We start from the raw sequence: 20,981 nt of genomic DNA, 5'->3' as shown, positions 1-20,981 counted from the left end.
GAACCGTTAAAAGCTCAATAAACCCGGACAGAACAATGCTTTACCCGTCGGTCACAGGACGTTCGTGATCACGCAACACCGTTCCTCCACAGTGGCTGCATGACACACGAGAACAATGAGAACAACGAGAACACGGAAGTGACCCGAGCGGGGAACGGACAGCCGGTACGCGGCCGGCGGCGCCTCACACTGTGGAGCCTCACACGGTGGACACGCCGCCACGGTCACGCGCCCCCGTCCGGCGATACCGGCGCCCGGTCTCCCGCCGAGGGGCGGCAGGCCGGGGCCGAGCCGCTCACGGGTGCGACCACGCTGTGGCGGATGCGTACGACCGTGCAGGACACCCCGGGCTCGCTGGCCGCGCTGTGCACGGCGCTCGCGGGGCACCGGGTCGACATCCTGAGCCTGCAGACGCATCCGCTGGCCGAGGGCACGGTCGACGAGTTCCTGCTGCGCGCGCCCGCGGCCCTGACCGCCGCCGAGATCACCGCCGCGGTGACCCTGGCGGGCGGTGCCAGTACCTGGATCGAGCGCGGTGACACCCACGACCTGGTGGACGCGCCGACCCGCGTCCTCGGCCTGGCCACGCGCACGGCGCTGGACGCGGCCGAACTCCCGCTCGCCCTGCGCCAGTTGCTGGGCCGCTGCACCATCCGCTCGCTGCCCGCCACCGATCCCGGCTCCGGCCGCGCCCGGGAGGGCGCCCCGGTGGAAGGCGCCCTGGAGGACACGGTGATGCGGCTGCGGGCGCCGGAGGGCGGGGTGATCACGGTGGAGCGGCCGTATCTGCCGTTCACGCCGACGGAGTTCGCGCGGGCGCGGGCCCTGGTGGAACTGGACGCGCGGCTCGGCCCCCGCGTCCCGCGCGGCCAGGACGTGCTGACGCTGCCCGAGGGCGACGACATCACCGTGCGCCGCGCCCACAACGGCGACCTCCGCGCCGCGAAGGAGATGCACGACCGCTGCTCGCCGCGCACGCTGAGCCTGCGCTACCACGGGCCCGTCGGCGACGCCGACCGCTACCTCAAGCATCTGCTGAGCCCCCGCTTCGGCCGCACCCTCGCCGCGCAGACCGCCTCCGGGCGCCTCGTCGGGCTCGGTCACCTCCTCTGGGACGGCGACGAGACGGAGATCGCGCTGCTCGTCGAGGACGAGTGGCAGCGGCGGGGGGTCGGTGGGGAGTTGCTCCGCAGGTTGGTGGGGATGGCTGTCGAGGCCGGCTGCCAGAACGTGTACGTCGTGACGCAGTCGGCGAACACGGGGATGGTCGCGGCGATGCGGGGGCTCGGGTTGCCGCTTGATTATCAGATCGAGGAGGGGACTCTGGTGATCACAGCTCGGCTGGAAGGGGTTCCTGTTCGGTCGGTCGAGGCTGCGGAGGGGCGTCGCAGGGGCTGATGGCTGTTTGCCGACCGGGGGTGCGTGGGGGCTGGTGGCGCAGTTCCCCGCGCTCCTGGAAGCCTGCTGCACTCACCGGCGCCGATGATCGCTGACCGGTGATGCCCACCCCCAACGCCCCGTCCAGGTCCGCCCAGAGGTCCTCCACGTCCTCCAGGCCCACCGACAGCCTCAGCAACCGGTCGCTCACCCCTGCCCCCCGCCGATCCGACTCCTCCACGATCCGGTGGCTGATCGACGCCGGGTGCTGGATGAGGGTGTCCACACTGCCGAGGCTGACCGCCGGGGTGATCAGGCGGACCCCGGCGATCACCTCGTGGGGGTCTCCCCGGACCTCGAAGGCGATCATGGCGCCGCCTATGCGCGGGTAGTGGACGCGGGTCACGCGCGGGTCGGCGGTGAGGCGGCGGGCGAGTTCGGCGGCGGTCTCGGAGGCCGCCCGGACGCGTACGGGGAGGGTCGCGAGGCCTCGTAGCAGGAGGTATCCGGCGAGGGGGTGGAGCACGCCGCCGGTGGCGAAGCGGATCTGGCGCAGGCGCCCGGCGAAATCCTCGTCGCAGGCCACGACCCCGGCCATCACGTCCCCGTGGCCGCCGAGGTACTTGGTGGCGCTGTGCAGGACGAGCCGCGCGCCCTGTTCGACCGGGCGTTGCAGAACGGGGGTGGCGAAGGTGTTGTCCGCGAGCAGCGGGACCGAGCCGCAGTCGTGGGCGAGGGCCCGCAGGTCGAGTTCGGCGAGGGTCGGGTTGGCCGGGGTCTCCACCAGCACCAGGCCGGTGTCGGGGCGCAGCGCCTCCATGACGCCGGCCGGGTCGACCCAGGTGACCTCGGAGCCGAGCAGCCCGGCGGTGAGGAGATGGTCGCTGCAGCCGTACAGGGGGCGTACGGCGACGACGTGGCGCAGGCCCATGGAGGCACGGGCGAGGAGTACGGCGCTCAGCGCGGCCATGCCGCTGGCGAAGGCGACCGCGCTCTCGGTGCCTTCGAGGCGGGCGAGGGCGGTCTCGAAGCGGGCGACGGTCGGGTTGCCGAGCCGCCCGTAGATCGGCAGGCCCTCCGGCTGGGCGCCGTCGGTGGCGAAGGCGTCGATACGGGCGGCCTCGCCCCGGCTGTCGTACGAGGGGTAGGTGGTCGACAGGTCGATCGGCGGGGCGTGCAGGCCCTGGCGCGCGAGGTCGTCGCGGCCGGCGTGCACGGCCTCGGTGGCCAGTGCTCTCGGCGTGGTGCGTGCGTGGTCGTACGCGTGCGTGCTCGCTGAGTTCATGGACGCAAGGGTGAACATCGACCGGGCCGAGGCGTTCGAATCCCGTGCTACGTTCGAACGATGGCCGAATCTGTCGTACTCGATCCGGTGGATCTCCACCTTCTGCGGCTGTTGCAGAACGACGCCCGGACGACCTACCGCGATCTGGCGGCGCAGGTCGGGGTGGCGCCGTCGACCTGTCTGGACCGGGTGACGCGGCTGCGCCGCGCGGGCGTGATCCTCGGCCATCAACTGCGCCTCGATCCGGCCAAGCTGGGGCGCGGGCTGGAGGCGCTGCTGTCGGTGCAGGTCAGGCCGCATCGCCGGGAGCTGGTGGGGCCGTTCGTGGAGCGGATCCGGGCGCTGGCCGAGTCCCGGACCGTCTACCACCTCACCGGCCCGGACGACTATCTGGTGCATGTCGCCGTCGCGGACATGGCGGATCTGCAGCGGCTGGTCCTCGACGAGTTCACCTCACGGCGTGAGGTGGCGCGGGTGGAGACCCGGTTGATCTTCCAGCAGTGGGACTGCGGGCCGCTGCTGCCGCCGGACGCCGACCGGGCCCTGTCCTGATCACGCCCTCAGCGGAATCAGGCCACCGTAAGGCTCAAGACGCCGTTAAGCAGCTGACTCGACCCTTGTGGCCGTACCAAGATTGGCCGCATGTCTGACATCAAGAGCCCCCTGCCCCGCGAGGTCGCCGACGCCTACGTCGACGATCTCATCGCCCTCGACCCGGTGACCGGTACGTACCTCGGTGTGAAGGAGAGTTCGAGCAGGCTGCCGGACACCTCGCCGGCGGGCCAGGAGGCCCGTGCGGAGCTGATCCGGACGACCCTCGCCCGGCTCGACGAGGCGGAGCGGCAGCCCGGCGCGGACAGTGACGCCGAGCGCCGGTGCGCGCGCCTGCTGCGCGAGCGGCTGACGGCGGAACTGGCCGTGCACGAGGCCGAGGAGGGCCTGCGCGCGGTCGGCAACATGGTCACGCCGCCGCACGAGGTGCGCGAGGTGTTCACCATCACCCCGGCCGAGACGGACGAGGACTGGGCGGCGATCGCGGAACGGCTGCGCGCGGTGCCGACGGCGTACGCCGGTTATCGCGAGTCCCTCGCGCTCGGCCTGGAGCGCAAGCTGTACGCGGGCCCCCGCCCGACCGCGACCTTCATCGACCAGCTCACCGAGTGGGCGGACACGGACGGTTCGGGCCGCGGCTGGTTCGAGGACTTCGCCTCGGCGGGCCCCGAGTCGCTGCGCGCGGAGCTGGACGAGGCCGCCCGTGGGGCGACGCGGGCCGTGGTCGAGCTGCGCGACTGGATGCGTGACGTGTACGCCCCGGCGGTCCAGGGCGCGCCGGACACGGTCGGCCGGGAGCGCTACGGCAAGCTGGTCCGCTACTTCACGGGTTCGGACCTGGACCTCGACGAGGCGTACGCGTACGGCTGGGCCGAGTTCCACCGGCTGCTCGGCGAGATGAAGAAGGAGGCCGCGAAGATCCTGCCCGGCGCCGAGACGCCGTGGGTGGCGCTCGCGCACCTGGACGAGCACGGGCGGCACATCGAGGGTGTCGACGAGGTCCGCGAGTGGCTGCAGTCCTTGATGGACGAGGCGATCGAGGCCCTGGACGGCACGCACTTCGACCTCGCCGAGCCGGTGCGCAGGGTCGAGTCGTGCATCGCCCCGCCCGGCGGTGCGGCGGCCCCGTACTACTCGGCCCCGACCGAGGACTTCTCCCGCCCGGGCCGCACCTGGCTGCCGACGATGGGGGCGACCCGCTTCCCGGTGTACGACCTGGTCTCCACCTGGTACCACGAGGGCGTCCCCGGCCACCACCTCCAGCTCGCGCAGTGGGTGTACGTCAAGGACGACCTCTCCCGCTACCAGGCCACGATCGGCGGGGTGAGCGCCAACGCCGAGGGCTGGGCGCTGTACGCGGAGCGGCTCATGGACGAGCTGGGCTTCCTCAAGGACGCGGAGGAGCGGCTCGGCTACCTGGACGCGCAGATGATGCGAGCGGCCCGGGTCATCGTCGACATCGGCATGCACCTGGAGCTGGAGATCCCCGCGGACTCCCCCTTCCACCCGGGCGAGCGCTGGACCGTCGATCTGGCGCAGGAGTTCTTCGGCGCCCACAGCAGCCGCCCGGCGGACTTCGTGGAGAGCGAGCTGACCCGCTATCTGACCATGCCGGGCCAGGCCATCGGCTACAAGCTCGGTGAGCGCGCCTGGCTGCTCGGCCGGGAGAACGCGCGCAAGCGCCACGGCGACGCCTTCGACGCCAAGGCCTGGCACATGGCCGCGCTGTCCCAGGGCTCGCTGGGCCTCGACGACCTGGTGGACGAGCTGTCACAGCTGTGAGACCGGTGGCCGGGCCCGCCACCGTCCGAGGACGGGCCCGGCCACCGCACGCCACCCGGCCTCCGCTGTCCACCCGGGCCCTGCCCCCGCACACCACCCCGGCGGTGGCGGCCCGGCCACCGCACGGCACCTCCGGCCCGGCCCGGCCACGGACGACATCCCTGCCCAGACCGGCTCGACCCAGCCACCGCACGCCACCACCGGACGCCCGACGGCTCAGTCCGTACGCGCCCGCACCTGCACCAGCCCCAGCCACGTCTCCGGCCCAGCGGACACATACGCCGCCCGGACACCGTACCGCCCCGGCTCCAGGTCGACGCGTACGTGCTCGGTGCGCGGGGACGCCTCCCCGGGCCAGGCCGCGTCGAAGAGGACGACCGGGCCCGGCACCCGCCACTCGACCTCCGGTTCCCACGCGGCGGAGTCGAGCGCGGCGGGGACCCCGTCGAGGAGTTCGGTCTCGGAGTCGGCCGCGTACCAGCGGACGAACGTGCGGTGTTCGGGGAGATAGGCGGTCGAGGCGGGCTCGTCGCCGAGGACCAGGGCCAGGGTGTCCCCGACCGGGAGGAGACCGGCGTAGCCGTCGACGGCACAGGCCCGGTCGTAGTCGGACGATATCTCGTCGCCGTCGGCGCCCGCCCAGAACGGCAGCACCGCTTCCGGTACGGCGATGAGCGGTCCGCCGCCCGACTCCACCCACTGGGCCACACCTGGAACCGCCGGATCCGCATATCGAGCCATGCCCAGAAGCTACACGCTCGCGTCTCGACCCAACTCGGCGGCCCCAGACATTTCTTGACTGTACGTCAGCAGCCGCAGTCCTCGGTGTCCACGGGCACGGTCAGCGGGTCCGCCTCGCGCCGCGCCTCGCCCTCCCACGTCTCGTACGCGAAGCCCTCGCGTGCCCAGTACTCGAAGCCGCCGAGCATCTCCTTGACCTGGTAGCCGAGTTCGGCGAGGGCGAGGGCGGCACGGGTCGCGCCGTTGCAGCCGGGGCCCCAGCAGTACGTGACGACCGGCACCGACTTGTCGAGGAGCTGCTCGGCCTGCTCGGGGATGAGCGCGGTGGGCAGGTGGAGCGCGCCCGGGATGTGGCCCTGGTCCCAGGAATCGGTGGAGCGTGAGTCGAGGACGACGAAGCCGGGGTCGCCGTCGGCGGCGAGGGCGGCGGCCACATCGGAGACGTCGGCGTGGAAGACCAGGCTGGCCCGGAAGTACGCGGCGGCCTCGGCCGGGGCGGCCGGGGCGACGCGCAGGACGGGGTTCACGCTGGTCACGGTGGTCGTGGCGGTCATCTCAGGGCCTCTCTGTGCTGATTCCCGATGACCAGAAATCTACGGCCGGTGATCGACTTCTTGAAGGGGCGTTCCACGGCCTGGGCCTTGCTGTGCCGGGGATTCCCCTGCAATCTCTCCGGTATGACCGTGAATTCCCCGCCCACCGCCGCCACGCCCGCCCATACGCCCTCTCATACTCCCGATGCCACCGACTGGCGCATCCTCGAGGTCCTCCAGCGCGAGGGCCGAGCCAGCTTCGCCGAGTTGGCCCGGGCCGTGTCGATGTCGGCGAGCGCCGTGACCGAGCGGGTGCGGCGGCTGGAGGAGGCCGGCGTCATCCAGGGGTACGCGGCCGTCGTGGACCCCGAGCGGCTGGGGCTGCCGATCCTGGCGTTCGTGCGGCTGAGGTACCCGAACGGCAACTACAGACCGTTCCACGACCTGGTGGCGGTCACGCCCGAGATCCTGGAGGCGCACCATGTGACGGGCGACGACTGTTTCGTGATCAAGGTCGCCGCCCGTTCGATGCGGCATCTGGAGGAGGTGTCGGGCAAGATCGGCGCGCTCGGGTCGGTCACCACGAGCGTCGTCTACTCCTCGCCGCTCCCCCGGCGACCGCTCGGCAGATAGGCCCCCTGCCGTACGGTCGACCCCGACCTCCCCTTCACCACCTCCAGCTGCGCGTGGATGCGCCGCCGCAGGTCGCCGACGTGGCTGACGATGCCGACACTGCGGTCGCGTTCACGGAGCGCGTCGAGGACGTCGAGGACCTCGTCGAGGGTCTGGTCGTCGAGGCTGCCGAAGCCCTCGTCGATGAACAGGGTGTCCAGCCGGACCCCGCCCGCCTCGTCGGTGACGACGTCGGCGAGGCCGAGGGCGAGCGCGAGGGAGGCGAAGAACGTCTCGCCGCCGGAGAGCGTCGCCGTGTCCCGCTCCCGGCCCGTCCACGCGTCGACGACATGCAGCCCGAGCCCGCTGCGACCGCGCCCGGCCCGGTCGTCGGAGTGGACGAGGGTGTAGCGGCCGGAGGACATGCGCTGGAGCCGTACGGTGGCGGCGGCGGCGACCTGTTCCAGGCGGGCTGCGAGGACGTACGCCTCCAGGCGCATCCTGCGTTCGTTGTCCGCGGAGGTGCCGGCCGCGAGTCCGGCCATGCGGGCCACCCGGTCGTACTCCTCGCGCAGCGGCGCCAGCCGTCGCACGGAGGCGGTCGCGCGCACGGAGTGCCGGTCGAGCGCGGCGCTGCGCCGCTCGGCCGCGTCCCACGCGGAGACGGCGTCCTGGAGCCGCCGGGCGGCGGCCGAGGCGGCCCGCTCGGCGGCCGTGAGGTCGGCGGGCGGCTGTTCCGCGGCGGCTGCGGTCTCGGCCTCGGCGAGTACGGCCCGCACCTGGGCGTCCTCCGTCTGCCAGGCGTCGAGGCGGCGTTGGAGTTCGCGGTGGGCCGTGTCGTCGAGGAGCGCGGCCGACGCGGCCTGCGGGGTGTCGAACCCGGCGCGGAAAGCCGCGTCGGCGAGACGCGCGTCGGCGTCCTTGAGCCGCTGCGCGCTGTCGTCCCCGGCCCGCGCCGCGTCAGCCGCCCCGGACAGCCGCTCCGCGTGCCGCTCCAGCTGCGCGGCCCGCGCGGCCACGCTCTCGGCGGCGCCCCGCGCCTGCGCCAACTCGGCCTCCAGCTCGGCCCGTTCCCGCTCCAGCGCGTCCCGCCGGGTGTTGCGGGACGCGGCCCGGACCGCCGCCTCCTGCTGGGCGGCGATCCGTCGCTCCCGCTCCTGCTCGGCGCCGCGCAGCTGCTCCTGGGCGAGGTGCAGACCGGAGGCGCCCCGCCGCGCCTGCGCGTACGCGCTCTCCAACTCGGCCACCTGCTGGGCAAGCCGATCGGCCGGCGTGTCGCCGGCTTCGGCGCTCGCGGCGGCCAGCGCCTGGCGTACGTCACCGAGCCGCCGCTCGGCCTCGGCGCGCTCCTCGTCGGCCCGCTGGTACACGGCGAGGGCCTGCTCCTCCGCCTCGCGGTCGACGTGCCCGGCGATCTTGCGGGCGGGCTCGGGGTGCTCCACGGCGCCGCAGACCGCGCAGGGCTCACCGTCGAGGAGTCCGGCGGCCAGCTCCGCCGCGATGCTCTTGAGGCGCTGTTCCCTGAGGTCGAGCCAGTGGGCGCGCGCGTCGTTCGCCCGCTCGCCCGCCCGGAGAGCCTGCGCCTGGGCGTCATCCGTGTCACGGCCGAGCCGGTCACGTTCGTGAGCGGCCCTGAGCCGCTTATCGGCGGGCTCGCGCTGCACGGCGAGCTGTTCGGCGCGGGTGGCGTCCGCCTGGGCGGACTCGATGCGGGTGTGCAGCTCGGCGCGGGTCGCCTCCCACCGGGCGAGCCAGCCCTCGGCGTCCTGGAACGCCTCCTCGTCGGCCCGCTCCTGGCGGTCCAGGTCCGCGCGTTCGGTGTCGAGCTCGGCCAGCCTCGGTTCCGCGCGCCGGGCCGAGTCCAGGCCGCCCAGCTCCTCGGCGGCCCTGCGCGCGGCGGTCGCGAGCCCGGCGGCCCCGGCGTCGGCGTACGACTCGGGCAGCAGGGCACGCGCGCGTGCCTCTTCCTCGGCGGCCTTTCGGTGCTCGGCCTCGGCCGCGTCCCGCAGGTCCAGCGCGGGCGCCACGGCCTCCGCCTTGCGGGCCCGCTCCATCCGGACCCGCGCCTCCCGGTAAGCGTCGGCCCGCTCCTCCAGCCGCACGGCCCGCTCCCGCGCCTCCGCGAACCGCCGCTGCAGCCGCGCCACTTCGCGTACGTCGTCCAGGACGCGCTCGGCGGCGGACCGCGCCGACTCGGCGGCCGTACGCGCGCAGTGGGCGATGGTGAGCCGCTCACGGGCGGTGCTGCGGGCGACGGCGGCCCAGCTCAGCACGGCCTCGGCGAGCCCCGGGTCGCCCGGGGCCAGTTCGGGCAGGTCCAGTGCGTCCCCGGCCGCCTCCTGCATACGGTGGGCGACGGCGAGCAGTTCCGTGTCGCCCTCGCGGACCCGGGCCTCGGTCGTCCGCCGCCGCTCGGCGAGGCGCTTCTCGACCTCGGCGAAGCGGTGGGTGTCGAAGAGCCGGCCGAGCAGCCTGCCGCGCGCCTCGGCGTCGGCGCGCAGAAAACGGGCGAAGTCGCCCTGGGGCAACAGCACGACCTGGCAGAACTGCTCGCGGCTCATCCCGAGAAGCTGGGTGACCTCCTCGCCGATCTCCTGGTGGGAGCGGCTGAGGTCCTTCCAGGCGCCGGTGACCGCGTCGTACTCGCGCAGCCAGCTCTGCGCCTTGTCGAGGGTGGTTCCCGCTCCGCGCTTCTTGGGGCGTTCCCACGGCGGCTGCCGGGTGATCTCCAACCGGCGCCCGGCGACGGTGAGTTCGAGTCGCACCTCGGTGCGCGTCGCGGGCACCGCGTGGTCGCTGCGCAGGCCCAGCCCCTGACCGCTCTGCCGGGCGCCCGGCACCGAGCCGTAGAGCGCGTAGCAGACGGCGTCCAGGACGGATGTCTTGCCCGCGCCGGTCGGGCCGTGCAGCAGGAAGAGCCCGGCGGCGGACAACTCGTCGAAGTCGACGCTCTGGGCCGCGCCGAAGGGCCCGAAGGCCGTGATGTCGAGCCGGTGCAGCCTCATCGGGCGCCCCCCGTGCGGAAGTGACGTGACCTCACCGGGCGACCTCGCGCACGGCCTCGTCGGCTCGTAGGGCGTCGAAGGCGTCCCTCAGCACGGTCTGTTCGTGCTCGTCGGGTCCGGTGCCGCGCACATGGGCCACGAAGTCCTCCGCGATCTGCTGGTCGTCGCGCCCGGCGAGGCGTGTGGCGTAGGAGACGTCCGGGTCGTCCGGGGCGCGCTCGGGGTCGAAGACCAGACTGAGCGTGTGCGGGAAGCGCGCGCAGAGCCGGGCCATGGGTTCGGCGGGGCGCACCGGGTCGGTGAGCGTGGCCTCCAGCCACGCCTCCTCGTGGCGGGCCAGCTCCGGGTCGGCCAGCAGATCCTCCAACCGCCCCCGGACACGGGCGAGTCGACGTGGCACCGGGCAGTCGATCCGCTCGGCGTCGATCGCCCCGTCGGCTCCGAGGTCCACCAGCCACATGCTCTTGTGGTGGTCCGTCTCCGAGAAGGAGTACGGCAGCGGGGAGCCCGAGTAGCGGACGCGTTCGGTGAGGGTCTGGCTGCCGTGCAGATGGCCGAGGGCCACGTAGTCGACGCCGTCGAAGACCCCGGCCGGCACGGAGGAGACCCCGCCGACGGAGATGTCCCGCTCGCTGTCGCTGGGGGCGCCGCCGGTGACGAAGGCATGGGCGAGGACGACGGAACGGGTGCCGGGTTCTCGGGTGGCGAGGTCGGCGCGGACCCGGTCCATGGCGGCGGCCAGCACGGTCTCGTGGCCGGGTTTCTCCACCGCGAACTCGTCCTTGACCAGGGCGGGCTCCAGATACGGCAGGCCGTAGAAGGCGACGTCGCCGTGGGTGTCGGTGAGCACGACGGGGGTTCCGCACGCGGCGGCGGCCGTGCGCAGATGGATGCCCGCCCGTTCGATGAGGCCCGCGCCGACGCCCAGCCGGCGCGCCGAGTCGTGGTTCCCGGAGATCATCACCGTGGGCACACCCAGCTCGGCCAGGCGGTGCAGGGCGTCGTCGAAGAGCTCGACCGCCGCGAGCGGCGGCACCGCGCGGTCGTACACGTCTCCCGAGACGACCACCGCGTCGACGTCGCGCTCCCGCACGGTCAGCACGAGATGGCGGATGAAGTCGGCCTGGGCCCCGAGCATGCTCACCCGGTGGAAGGACCGCCCCAGATGCCAGTCGGAGGTGTGCAGCACTCTCAAGAAAAAGCTCCGACCTGCATGTTTCCCCCACCTACGCCCTTGGACGAGCCTCGACCGACACGGCCTCGCCGCCATCGCCACGGACCACGCTAACGCCTGCGGGCCCGTGGCGGGTCACGCCCCACAGTCTGCCACCGTGGGGCCGGACGGGTCCTGGGGCCTGTCGTCCTGGGCCCCTAGGGCGTGTTTCGAAAGGACGGGACTTTCGAACACGCCCTAGCTCCAGTCGATGTCCGACTGAAGCTCCAGCGGGGTCCGGGCTTCCAGGGCCTCCAGCGCCCCCCGAGCAGACATGGTGTCCGCTTCGTTCATCTCGGTCGGGAAACCGAGGTGGGTGCGTTCCTGGAGTTCGCCCAGTGTGACCTGGAATACCCGGAATTCATCGAGATCGAGCGCTTCGGGCAGTACCAGGCTCTGGGTCAGCAGGAACGCCTTGCACTTGAGTGTGCCGCCCTCGGTGAAGACGAGCACCTTCCAGAACTCGCGCGGTATTCCGACGCCCCGGAAGACACGATCGTCCTCGTTGAAGACCGGTCCGCCGAACACACTGACCCTGAGGTCGTCGACTTCGACGTCCTCGTAGACCGCGTCTTCCAGCCGCCCCCAGAGGCCGTGGCGCGCGCTCTGGTTGAAGTCGTCCATCTGCGGGGTGATGTTGGTGTAGAAGAACGAGTCCTTGTTGGCCCTCTTCGCCTCGTCCAGCGGGCCCCAGAGCAGATCGGCGCGGCGGGCGACATGGCCTCGGTCGAGCCGGTTCGTCTTGTTGCCCACGTCCTTGTACAGCTCGTTGCCGACCTGGGCGGTGGCCGGCAGACGCGGATCCTTGATGAAGCCGATCCCCTTCCGGGCGGGTTTCTTGATCGTGCCGCCGTCTATGTTCCAGGCCACCCAGCGGGCGAATCGCCGCGACGTGCTCAGGGCCAGCGAGAAGTGCGTGTAGGGGATCACCTCGGACCCGTCGAGGCGGACGGCGTCCTCCTCGATCGACGGATCGAGACGCGGGACGCCGACGGTTTCCGCGAGGAAGTCCGGGTCGTAGCCGGTGACCGCCGCCGACGCTTCGGCGTCCGTTGCCGCGAGCTCGAGGCACTCGATCTCGCGCACTCCGCCCGGGGGGCCGTAGTCGATGGCGGCCTTGACGAACGGCCGCAGCACCTCGCCGTGCGCGTCGCCGGGTTCGCCCTCGCCGCCCTCCTCCTCGTCCACCACGAGGAAGTACGGCCGGTAACTGCGCTGGACGACATCGGTCGGCACCCTGACCCCGTCGCCGATGTCGATCGTCTCAGGGATCTCGACGGTCCTCAGACTCTCCAGCCCCTCCGGCCGGACCTTTCTGTCCACCGTGAACTGAAGGGCCAGTTCCGTGCCGCGCTTCCCGTCCTTCTCCTTGTACCCGATCCCTATCGAGGAGACATTCGGGTCCTGGAGATAGCCGGACCCCCGGGTGCGAATGAACTGCTTGAGTTCGCCGACCAGTTCGTCCGACGCACGCTTCGTGACAGCCATTGAGGACTCCCTTCACGCGTGGAGTTCAGGCGTGGGAAGTCGTGCCGAAGTGAAGTGAAGTGAACCGAACGGTGGTTGAAACCGAATTGAACGACCCGGCTTTCCCGCTCCTTCGTGCATTTCCAGCGTACGGCGGTATTCCCGCACCGGCATCGGAGAGCACTGTCGGCCCTGGGGCGTCAGGCGTCCCCGTACGCCTCCCCGCCCAGCTCGAAGCCCGCCGTACCGGCCGTCACATCCGCGAGCCAGGCCCGGAAGCTGGCCACGTCGGTGTCGGGCAGACCGATCTCGATGGTGACCGCCTCCGCGTAGCGCACGTCCCGCACCTCGCGCCCGGTGGCCCGCAGGTCGTTCTGAACCTTGCCGGCGCGCTGGTGGTCGACGGTCACCGTGGCCAGGCGGAAGCGTCGGCGCGTGATGCTGCCGAGCTCGTCCAGGGCCTCGCCCACGGCACCCCCGTACGCCCTGATGAGTCCGCCCGCGCCCAGCTTGACGCCGCCGTAGTAGCGGGTGACGACGGCGACGACGTACCGCATGTCCCGGCGCATCAGCATCTGTAGCATGGGGACGCCGGCGGTGCCGCCGGGCTCCCCGTCGTCGCTCGCCTTCTGGATCGCGGCGTCGGCGCCGATGACGTACGCGTAGCAGTTGTGCGTGGCGTCGGCGTGCTCCTTGCGGATCGCCGCGACGAAGTCCTGGGCCTCCTGCTCGGTGGCGGCCGGTGCGAGCGCGCACAGGAACCGGGATCGGTTGACCTCGGTCTCGTGCACACCCGCGCGGGCGACGGTGCGGTACTCGTCCTGCATCCGGCCAGCCTATGCGCAGCCGACGGCACCACCGGCCGGGTGTCTCAGTCCTGTCTCCCGCCCCTCGGCACGAACATGCCCGTGAGCAGTGCCGTGCCGGGTGCGAGGGACGCCCAGGTGCTGCCGTGCCAGGCGAGGATCGCGATAGCCGAGGTGGGGAACTTGGTGCGTACGGCCTCCAGCGCATCGTCGAGGCCGTCCCCGGCCACGTCGAGCACCAGCTCCTCCAGGCCGGGGTTGTGCCCGACCAGCAGCAGCGTCCGCGCCTGATCGGGGGCCTCCCGCACCACGTCGAGCAGCTCCGGTACGTCGGCCCCGTACAGCCGTGCGTCATACCGTACGGGCGGTGGGGTCCCCCACTGCGCGGAGGCCAGCTCCCAGGTCTCGCGGGCCCGCACGGCGGTGGAGCACAGGGCCAGGTCCGGCAGGCAGTCCAGCTCGGCGAGGGCGCGCCCGGCGGCGGGGGCGTCGCGGCGGCCGCGCGGCCCGAGGGGCCGCTCGTGGTCGGGGACACCCGCCGGCCAGGCGGACTTGGCATGCCGCAGCACGACGAGCCTGCGCAGCGGGCCCGCGCCCGCTCCCGCCGTCATACCGGCGCTCCGATGTCCCGCGTCAGTTCGAGCCCGAGCAGCCGGTCCGCATAGGCGTACGTCTCGAAGCGGGCTCCGTCCGGCAGGTCGTCCGCCACTTCCACCTCCCGTAGGACGTCCAGCACGGCGGGCACGTCCAGATCGTTCTCCCAGGCCGCACGCAGGGCCTGCCGTACGTGCTCGGGGACGGGCCTGGAGGGTCGGGTCGCCCAGGCGGCGACGGTCCCGCGCCACCGGTCGAGCGTCCGCCCGGCCCCGGCCAGGTCGGTGTCGTCCAGGTCGGCGGGTGTGTGCCGGGCGCGGGAGAGGAGGGCGAGGCGGAGGGCCGAGGCGCTGGATGCAGAGGATGCGCCGGGGCTGCCCGGCCCGCCCGGCTCCGCCTCCACCTCCGTGGGGCCGCTCGCGCGGGCCACCTCGACCCGGATGCCGTCGGCCGTCGCGCCCTCCGCGCCGGGCGGTGGCTCGTCCGGGCCGACCACGTGCAGCACCTGCCCTCCGCCCGCCACGGCGGCCTCGGTCGGCCGGATGCCGAGGGCGTTCGCGCGGTCGCGGAGCCCGGCGGGCGGGTCGGCGACCGGGAGGACGGGGATGCCGCCCAGTTCCAGGACGCGGGCGAGCACGTCGGCGACCAGCAGCACACGCAGGGCGGAGGTGTCGCTCCGCCGCACGTGCGCGTGGACTCGGGTCAGGGCCCTGCGGAGCTCGGCGGGTTCGCCCGTCCGGGCGTCGGTGATACGCAGCACGGGCCGAGCGTAGGCGGGCGGACGCCCGAGCGCAGTACGGAGAGCGGTATTCCGGACCTGCGGCGCGTCGTCGGCACCCAGAGCGGCATTCCGGACCTGCGGCGCGTCGTCGGCACCCAGAGCGGCATTCCGGACCTGCGGCGCGTCGTCGGCACCCAGAGCGGCATTCCGGACCTGCGGCACGTGGTCGGTGCCGAGAACGCCGTTCCGGACCCGGGCGCATCGTTCGTACGCGAACCGGGCGCATCGTCCGTAAGCGAACCGGTCCCGGGAATGGCAGGCCGCTCGTCACTGTTGCCGCAGGCAGCCTCGTCACGCGAGTCGGCGCGGCGGCGCGACCACTCGGCTCACCCGGCGGCCCCACAGAGGAGACGGCACATGTACGGCGACCAGGCCACGGTCCGGAAGATCCTGACGGAGCTCGGCGACACCTGGGCCGTCGTCGGGCTGTCCACCAACCGACAGCGCGCGGCGTACGGCGTCGCGGAGGTCCTCCAGCGCTACGGCAAGCGTGTCGTCCCGGTGCACCCCAAGGCCGAGACCGTCCACGGCGAACAGGGCTACGCCTCTCTGTCCGACATTCCTTTCCCGGTGGACGTGGTCGACGTCTTCGTCAACAGCGACCTCGCGGGCCGGGTCGCCGACGAGGCCGCCCGGATCGGCGCCGAGGCGGTCTGGTTCCAGCTGGGAGTGATCGACGAGGAGGCGTACGAGCGGACCCGCGCGGCCGGCCTCGACATGGTCATGGACCGCTGCCCGGCGATCGAGATACCGCGCCTGGGCTGACCGGTCCGCCCTGTCCACAGCCTCGTCGGGAGAGCTGTGAGCGGGCTACGATCGACAGCGGAAGCATGCGTGGCACGGGGTGCACGGGGGGAACGCGATGCCCAAGAAGCTGAAAGTTTTCGTGAGTTGGTCCGGTGAGCCGTCCCGGCGATGCGCACTGCTCCTGCGGGAGAAACTGCCGATCTTCAACCACCTCATCGAGCCGTTCGTCTCGTCCGAGGACATCGCCAAGGGCGTCCGGGGGCTCGACACGATCGCCGCCCATCTCGCGGGTTCGCAGTTCGGCATCGTGTGCGTCACCCCGGCCAACCGGCACGCGCCGTGGATCAACTACGAGTCCGGTGCCCTGTCCCGCGAGGTCGGCAAGGACCGGCTCGCCCCGTTCCTGCTGCTCGGCGCGACGGTCGGGGACCTGGTGGGGACACCGCTCATGCAGTTCCAGGCCACCCGGGCGGACCATCGGGACGATGTCCTGAAGATGGTCAAGTCCATCAACGAACTGTGCGACCCGCCGGCCGACGGCAGTCGCCTGGCCAGCCTGTTCGACATGTTCTGGCCCGAGTTGGAGGAGGGCCTGAAACAGATCCCCCTCGATGTGCAGGAGGAGGAGCGGAGTTCGGCGCCGCCCCGGCCGTCCGCCGAGGAGATCCAGAGCCGGATGCTGTCGCAGCTGCAACAGCAGGGGGACCGCCTCGACACCCTGGTGGAGGCCGTGTCCGCGCTGCGCTCCGAGCGGGCGAGCGATCTCCGCAAGGGCCGGGTCCTGTTCGACGGGATGTTCGCCGACCTCGCGGACCCCGGGCACACCGGCCCGGCCCCCGACCCGGCGCCACCGCCGCCGGGGTATCGACGTACCCGGCTCGACGCGGAAGCGGAGACGCCCGAGGAAGGGAGCTGACCCAGGTGGCCGGCCCCGTCCGCCGCCTACGGATGCTGATCGGCACCAGGCACGGCCTCGCCCTGCTGGGGCGCAACTGCGCCGTGCAGTTCGGTCTGCTGGCCGGCGCGGCCCAGCTGTTCCTCACGTTCTTCCCGGACACCGACATCCCCCGCTGGCCCGCCTTCGTCGGCATCGCCGGGTCGGCCGTGCTCATCGCGACGCTGGTCTCGCTGCCCCGCAACCGGATCAGTCGCGACTTCACCCACCCCGACGTCACGGTCACCGTCGAGGTGGGCGACCTGTTCACCTACCCGTGCCACCTCGTCGTCGGGTTCAGCGACACGTTCGACACGGACACCCGCCACGAGGCCCTCGTCAACCGCCGTAGCGTCCAAGGGCAGTTCCTGCGTCACATGTACGCCGGTGACGTCGCCGTCCTCGACGCCCGGCTGAGCGAGGCGCTCGCGGACGTGTCCCCGGTCGGCACGGAGACACGTACGGCGAAACGGGTCGGGAAGCTGGACCGGTACCCGATCGGCACGGTCGCCGTCATCGACGACTCGGGGCGGAAGTACTTCTGCACGGCCTACGGGCGCATGAACAACGACCTCGTGGTCAGCTGTGGCACGGAACAGCTCTGGAACAGCCTCGCCGACCTCTGGGACGCGATCCGCCGTCACGGCCACCGGGACGAGGTCGCCATGCCCATCACCGGCTCGGATCTGGCCCGCATCAACAACATGGACCACGCGAGTCTGCTGAAGATGATCCTGCTGTCGTTCGTGGCGCACTCCCGTGCGCAGGGGGTATGCGGATCGTTGACCGTAGTGGTGCATCCTCGGGATTACCACCGTATCGACATGGTCGAACTCGGGGTCTTCTTGCGGTCGTTGTGAGCGGAGGAAGCGAAAGCGGATGGAAAAGACACGATCGGGCCGTCCGGGTCCGTACTTCTTTCTGAGCTATGCGCACACCCCGAAGAACAGCGCGCAGGACCTCGACCCCAATCTGTGGGTGAAGAAGCTGTACGACGGCCTGTGCGAGCACATCATGCAGCTGACCGATCTGCCGCCGGGGGTCAAGGCGGGATTTCTGGACCAGGGCATGACGGTCGGTGCCAGCTGGACCGCCGAGCTGTCGGAGAACCTCGCCCGCTGCCGGGTGTTCGTGCCGCTGTACTCGCCGCGCTACTTCATCAGCCAGCAGTGCGGCCGGGAGTGGTGGGTCTTCTCCCAGCGGCAGGCCGACAGCCGGACGCGGGCCGGCTCCTCGTGGGAGACCTCGATCGTGCCCGCCCTGTGGGTGCCCGTGGAACCGGCCCAGATGCCACCGGTGGCGAGGGACCTGCAGTTCAACCACGCCACGTTCGGCCAGAACTACGCGGACGAGGGCTTCTACGGGCTGACCAAGCTGCGTTATCTACGGGACGAGTACGAGCGTGCCGTGTACCGGCTGGCCAAGCAGATCGTGAAGGTGGCCAAGGAGACCGAGCTGGCGGACGGGGACTTCTACGAGGAGTACGAGTCACTGCCCAGCGCGTTCGGCTCATGGGACGACGCACCGACCCTCAAGATCGTCACGGTGGCACCCCGGCTCGAACAACTGCAACAGGGGCAACGTCGTTCCGCCCCCTACGGGCCGCTGGCGGTCGACTGGAACCCCTACCACCCCGACATCACCCGTCCCTTGACCGCGATCGCCGCCGACCTCGCCCGGCTGCAGGGCTTCAAGGCCGACGTGGGCGACTTCGACGACGCGGCGGAGGCCATGCTCGAAGTGGGCCACTACGGCGACGGCCCGGTGCTGCTGCTCATCGACCCCTGGGCGCTGCGCGACCCGCAACGCCGCGAGCGGCTCTCGCAGGTGGACGCGGTGGCGCCGCCCTGGACCACCGTGATGGTGCCCTGGAACCGCCACGACCCCGACAACGGCAAGGAAGGGGCACCCGACCCCGCCGACCTGGAGGAGGTCACGCCACGGCTCCTCCGGCTCGGCCGGTCCGCGTCCCGGATGTCGGTGAGCGGCGTCGGCACACCGGAGGCCTTCCGTGAGGTCTTCTCACTGGTGGTGCACCAGGCCTCCGCCGAGTTCGCCCGGCTCGGCTCCGGCCCCCCGCCGTCAAGGCCCCGGCTGTACGGCCCGTTCAGCTCCCCGGAGGCGCATGGTGACCGGTCGGCGTGAGGGGAGGATCATCACCTTCTACTCGTACAAGGGCGGCGTCGGCCGGACCATGGCCCTGGCCAACGTCGCCTGGATCCTGGCCGCGAACGGCTACCGGGTACTCGCCTCGGACTGGGACCTGGAGACCCCGGGCGGACTGCCCCGCTACTACAAGCCGTTTCTGCAGCAGAGCGCCCTCGGTTCCACGGCGGGGCTGATCGACCACTTCGCGGACTTCGCGGACGCGGCCCGCAGGCGCGGCCGGCCCGACGAGGAGGTCTACCGGCGGCACGCCGGCATCGAGTACGCCATGTCCGTCGAATGGGCGTTCCCGAGCCCCGGCCGGCTGAACTGTCTCACCGCCGGACGGCAGGACCGCGACTACCACACCACTCTGAAGTCGTTCCGCTGGGACGACCTCGACGCGCGGTTCCTCGGCGCCCTGCGGGAGCGCTGGCGGCGCGAGTACGACTACGTACTGATCGACAGCCGTTCCGGCATGGGGGACGCGGTCGACATCTGCATTCTCGAACTGCCGGACGTCCTGGTGAGCTGCTTCACCCTGAACGACCAGAGCATCGACGGCGCCGCCCGGACGGCCCAGTACGTGGCGGGCAACGCGCCCGCCCGGGGCATCCGCATCCTGCCCGTGCCGATGCGGGTCAACGCGCAGGAGGTCACGGCGTTCGCGGCGGGCAACGCGCTCGCCAGGGCCCGGTTCGCGGACATACCGCACGACATGTCGGCCGAAGCCGTTCACGCGTACTGGGAGGCCAACCGCATCCCGCACCGCACGGGGTACGAGCACGAGGAGGTGCTGGCCACCTTCAAGGACGCGCCCGGGGATCCGGACAGCCTGCTGGCGGCGTACGAACGGCTGACCTCCGCGATCACCGAGGGCCGGGTGACGCGCCTTCCCGCGCTGGACGAGAGCCTGCGCGAGTACCACCTGGGGGCGTTCGTGCGCCCGCTGTCCTCGCAGGCGACACCGATCGCGCTGTCCTCGATCCCGCAGGACCGGATGTGGGCCGACTGGGTGCGCTGGGTGCTGACGGGGGCCGGTTTCCAGGTCGTGCCGTCGCTGTCCGGGCCGGCTCAGCACGGCGGCGCTCCGGCTCGTACGGTGATGCTGCTGTCGTCGGGGTATCTGCGGTCGCCGAGGGCCCGCGCGGACTGGCCGTCGGGGGACACCGAGCAGCCGCCGGTGCTGCTGCGGATCGACGACGAGGCCGTGCTGACCCCGCCGTTCGCCGACCACACCCCGGTCGACCTGGCCGCGCTCGACGCGGAGCGGGCGCGGCAGGCCGTGCTGGACGCGGTCGGCGGACGCGGCCCGGTCCGTCCGGCCGGTCAGGGGCCGAGCTTCCCGAACGGCTTCCCGGCCGTGTTCCAGGCTCCGCCGCGCAACCCCGGGTTCGTCGGCCGTGACCGCCAGCTCGACGCGGTGCACGACGCCCTGGGGGTCAGTCGCTGGGTGGCGGTGCGGTCGACGCGGATGGGCATGGGCCGAAGGCAGCTGGCCGTGGAGTATGTGCACCGGTTCCGCGCCGACTACGACCTGGTGTGGTGGGTGCCGGCCGCGACGCGGTATCTGGCCGCCCGCTCGCTGGCCCTGCTCGGGCGTTGCCTCGGCCTTCCCCCGGAGGACTCCCTGGAGGGGACGGCCCATCAGGCGCTCGCCGCCCTGGACGCGGGCTCGCCGTACAGCAGGTGGCTTCTGGTGTACGACGACGCCACCGAGGCGGACCGACTCGCCGGGCTTCTGCCGTCCGGGGCGGGCCGGGTGCTGATCACCACGCGCGACCCGGCCTGGGAGGAGCACGCGCACGCGCTGCTGCTCAAGGAGCTGGGTGAGCTGGAGAGCGCGGATCTCCTGCTCAGACGGGTACCGAAGCTGGGCCCGGTCGCGGCGGGCGACCTCGCCACCGCGCTCGGCGAACTGCCCCCGCTCGCTCTCGACCAGGCCGGCGCCTGGCTCGCCGAGACGGACCGGGCGACGGACGCGTTGCCGGCGGAGCTGGGGCTGAACGGCCAGGGCGCGGACGTCGGCGGCCCCGGCACCGGCGCGGCCGAGACGCTGACGCGGCTGGTGGAGGCGGCCCTGCGGAAGAGATCACCGGCCGCGCACCGCCTCCTCAGGCTGTGCTGCTGCTTCTGGCCCTCGCGGCTGTCGCTGAACGTCCTGCGCAGCGACGTGCTGCTGACGGCCCTGCGCGCCTACGACCCGACGCTTCGGGACCGGTCGCAGCTGGACGCGCTCGTCGCGGACCTGGAGCGCTTCCGCCTGGCGGAGACCGACCGGCTGGAGAACACCCTCCGCGTCCACCACCTGGTCCAGCGCACGGTCCTGGGCGACCTCGCCCCGGACGAGCGCCAGTCCGCGCTCCGGGATCTGCACGGCATCCTCGACGCGGCGGCCGCCTGGTGA

Annotated in this window: 18 protein-coding genes; 9 read left to right on the top strand and 9 right to left on the bottom strand. The window is 72.2% G+C overall.

The window, feature by feature from the left end:
• The first annotated feature begins 99 nt into the window (after positions 1–99).
• A complete protein-coding gene (locus tag SGFS_RS46595; RefSeq protein ID WP_286258683.1) occupies positions 100–1,398 on the top strand; it encodes a GNAT family N-acetyltransferase in 1,299 nt (432 codons plus the stop codon).
• On the opposite strand, the gene SGFS_RS46590 is transcribed toward SGFS_RS46595, so the two are convergent.
• Complete coding sequence (locus tag SGFS_RS46590) at positions 1,331–2,662, bottom strand: trans-sulfuration enzyme family protein (RefSeq protein ID WP_286258681.1); 1,332 nt, start codon at positions 2,660–2,662, stop codon at positions 1,331–1,333. The genes SGFS_RS46595 and SGFS_RS46590 overlap by 68 nt on opposite strands.
• A gap of 60 nt (positions 2,663–2,722) precedes the next feature.
• On the opposite strand from SGFS_RS46590, the gene SGFS_RS46585 reads away from it, so the two are divergent.
• Together SGFS_RS46585 and SGFS_RS46580 are read left to right on the top strand one after the other, a co-directional pair.
• Positions 2,723–3,214, top strand: a complete 492-nt coding sequence (locus SGFS_RS46585; protein WP_286258680.1) for an Lrp/AsnC family transcriptional regulator — start codon at positions 2,723–2,725, stop codon at positions 3,212–3,214.
• A gap of 90 nt (positions 3,215–3,304) precedes the next feature.
• Entirely contained in the window at positions 3,305–4,996 is a 1,692-nt protein-coding gene (locus SGFS_RS46580; protein WP_286258679.1) for a DUF885 domain-containing protein, read from the top strand.
• 216 nt (positions 4,997–5,212) lie between these two features.
• On the opposite strand, the gene SGFS_RS46575 is transcribed toward SGFS_RS46580, so the two are convergent.
• Positions 5,213–5,737: an immunity 21 family protein gene (locus SGFS_RS46575; RefSeq protein WP_286258678.1), complete on the bottom strand. Its 525-nt coding sequence runs from the start codon at positions 5,735–5,737 to the stop codon at positions 5,213–5,215.
• Positions 5,738–5,802: 65 nt separating this feature from the next.
• Entirely contained in the window at positions 5,803–6,291 is a 489-nt protein-coding gene (locus SGFS_RS46570; RefSeq protein WP_286258677.1) for a rhodanese-like domain-containing protein, read from the bottom strand.
• 123 nt (positions 6,292–6,414) lie between these two features.
• Here SGFS_RS46570 and SGFS_RS46565 point away from each other — a divergent pair, with 123 nt between their 5' ends.
• On the top strand, positions 6,415–6,903 hold the full coding sequence (locus tag SGFS_RS46565; protein ID WP_286258676.1) for an Lrp/AsnC family transcriptional regulator: 489 nt from the start codon (positions 6,415–6,417) through the stop codon (positions 6,901–6,903).
• Here the strand turns inward: SGFS_RS46565 and SGFS_RS46560 are convergent.
• The 6 genes from SGFS_RS46560 to SGFS_RS46535 all read right to left on the bottom strand — a co-directional run bounded on the left by SGFS_RS46560 (position 6,864) and on the right by SGFS_RS46535 (position 14,727).
• Positions 6,864–9,887: an AAA family ATPase gene (locus SGFS_RS46560; protein WP_286258675.1), complete on the bottom strand. Its 3,024-nt coding sequence runs from the start codon at positions 9,885–9,887 to the stop codon at positions 6,864–6,866. The genes SGFS_RS46565 and SGFS_RS46560 overlap by 40 nt on opposite strands.
• A gap of 31 nt (positions 9,888–9,918) precedes the next feature.
• Positions 9,919–11,082: an exonuclease SbcCD subunit D gene (locus SGFS_RS46555; RefSeq protein ID WP_286258674.1), complete on the bottom strand. Its 1,164-nt coding sequence runs from the start codon at positions 11,080–11,082 to the stop codon at positions 9,919–9,921.
• 216 nt (positions 11,083–11,298) lie between these two features.
• The gene (locus SGFS_RS46550) at positions 11,299–12,588 is read right to left on the bottom strand and encodes a DNA/RNA non-specific endonuclease (protein WP_286258673.1); all 1,290 of its coding nucleotides are present in this window, start codon (positions 12,586–12,588) and stop codon (positions 11,299–11,301) included.
• 179 nt (positions 12,589–12,767) lie between these two features.
• Positions 12,768–13,394: a YigZ family protein gene (locus tag SGFS_RS46545; RefSeq protein WP_286258672.1), complete on the bottom strand. Its 627-nt coding sequence runs from the start codon at positions 13,392–13,394 to the stop codon at positions 12,768–12,770.
• Between the two features lie 44 nt (positions 13,395–13,438).
• Positions 13,439–13,984, bottom strand: coding sequence for a SixA phosphatase family protein (locus tag SGFS_RS46540; RefSeq protein WP_286258671.1), 546 nt, complete (start codon positions 13,982–13,984; stop codon positions 13,439–13,441).
• Positions 13,981–14,727, bottom strand: a complete 747-nt coding sequence (locus SGFS_RS46535) for a hypothetical protein (RefSeq protein WP_286258670.1) — start codon at positions 14,725–14,727, stop codon at positions 13,981–13,983. Before SGFS_RS46535 ends, SGFS_RS46540 begins: the two co-directional genes overlap by 4 nt.
• 378 nt (positions 14,728–15,105) lie before the next feature.
• Here SGFS_RS46535 and SGFS_RS46530 point away from each other — a divergent pair, with 378 nt between their 5' ends.
• The 5 genes from SGFS_RS46530 (at position 15,106) to SGFS_RS46510 (ending at position 20,981) form a co-directional block, all read left to right on the top strand.
• The gene (locus SGFS_RS46530) at positions 15,106–15,513 is read left to right on the top strand and encodes a CoA-binding protein (protein ID WP_286258669.1); all 408 of its coding nucleotides are present in this window, start codon (positions 15,106–15,108) and stop codon (positions 15,511–15,513) included.
• A gap of 97 nt (positions 15,514–15,610) precedes the next feature.
• On the top strand, positions 15,611–16,411 hold the full coding sequence (locus SGFS_RS46525; protein WP_286258667.1) for a TIR domain-containing protein: 801 nt from the start codon (positions 15,611–15,613) through the stop codon (positions 16,409–16,411).
• A 5-nt stretch (positions 16,412–16,416) separates the two neighbouring features.
• Complete coding sequence (locus tag SGFS_RS46520) at positions 16,417–17,289, top strand: macro domain-containing protein (protein ID WP_286258665.1); 873 nt, start codon at positions 16,417–16,419, stop codon at positions 17,287–17,289.
• Between the two features lie 19 nt (positions 17,290–17,308).
• Positions 17,309–18,574 carry a TIR-like protein FxsC gene (locus SGFS_RS46515; protein ID WP_286258663.1) on the top strand — a complete coding sequence of 422 codons (1,266 nt, stop codon included), beginning with the start codon at positions 17,309–17,311 and terminating at the stop codon, positions 18,572–18,574.
• Entirely contained in the window at positions 18,555–20,981 is a 2,427-nt protein-coding gene (locus tag SGFS_RS46510; protein ID WP_286258662.1) for a KGGVGR-motif variant AAA ATPase, read from the top strand. Before SGFS_RS46515 ends, SGFS_RS46510 begins: the two co-directional genes overlap by 20 nt.

It is taken from the genome of Streptomyces graminofaciens (assembly GCF_030294945.1).
GTDB lineage: Bacteria > Actinomycetota > Actinomycetes > Streptomycetales > Streptomycetaceae > Streptomyces > Streptomyces graminofaciens.
Note: the sequence above shows the minus strand (reverse complement) of the source record. Positions and strands in the feature narration are given on the sequence as shown.

Bases quoted from the DNA above. Each gene is read 5' to 3' on its own strand.
- SGFS_RS46595 (WP_286258683.1), top strand. From the start codon at position 100: ATGACACACGAGAACAATGAGAACAACGAGAACACGGAAGTGACCCGA.
- SGFS_RS46590 (WP_286258681.1), bottom strand. From the start codon at position 2,662: ATGAACTCAGCGAGCACGCACGCGTACGACCACGCACGCACCACGCCG.
- SGFS_RS46585 (WP_286258680.1), top strand. From the start codon at position 2,723: ATGGCCGAATCTGTCGTACTCGATCCGGTGGATCTCCACCTTCTGCGG.
- SGFS_RS46580 (WP_286258679.1), top strand. From the start codon at position 3,305: ATGTCTGACATCAAGAGCCCCCTGCCCCGCGAGGTCGCCGACGCCTAC.
- SGFS_RS46575 (WP_286258678.1), bottom strand. From the start codon at position 5,737: ATGGCTCGATATGCGGATCCGGCGGTTCCAGGTGTGGCCCAGTGGGTG.
- SGFS_RS46570 (WP_286258677.1), bottom strand. From the start codon at position 6,291: ATGACCGCCACGACCACCGTGACCAGCGTGAACCCCGTCCTGCGCGTC.
- SGFS_RS46565 (WP_286258676.1), top strand. From the start codon at position 6,415: ATGACCGTGAATTCCCCGCCCACCGCCGCCACGCCCGCCCATACGCCC.
- SGFS_RS46560 (WP_286258675.1), bottom strand. From the start codon at position 9,887: ATGAGGCTGCACCGGCTCGACATCACGGCCTTCGGGCCCTTCGGCGCG.
- SGFS_RS46550 (WP_286258673.1), bottom strand. From the start codon at position 12,588: ATGGCTGTCACGAAGCGTGCGTCGGACGAACTGGTCGGCGAACTCAAG.
- SGFS_RS46545 (WP_286258672.1), bottom strand. From the start codon at position 13,394: ATGCAGGACGAGTACCGCACCGTCGCCCGCGCGGGTGTGCACGAGACC.
- SGFS_RS46540 (WP_286258671.1), bottom strand. From the start codon at position 13,984: ATGACGGCGGGAGCGGGCGCGGGCCCGCTGCGCAGGCTCGTCGTGCTG.
- SGFS_RS46530 (WP_286258669.1), top strand. From the start codon at position 15,106: ATGTACGGCGACCAGGCCACGGTCCGGAAGATCCTGACGGAGCTCGGC.
- SGFS_RS46525 (WP_286258667.1), top strand. From the start codon at position 15,611: ATGCCCAAGAAGCTGAAAGTTTTCGTGAGTTGGTCCGGTGAGCCGTCC.
- SGFS_RS46515 (WP_286258663.1), top strand. From the start codon at position 17,309: ATGGAAAAGACACGATCGGGCCGTCCGGGTCCGTACTTCTTTCTGAGC.
- SGFS_RS46510 (WP_286258662.1), top strand. From the start codon at position 18,555: ATGGTGACCGGTCGGCGTGAGGGGAGGATCATCACCTTCTACTCGTAC.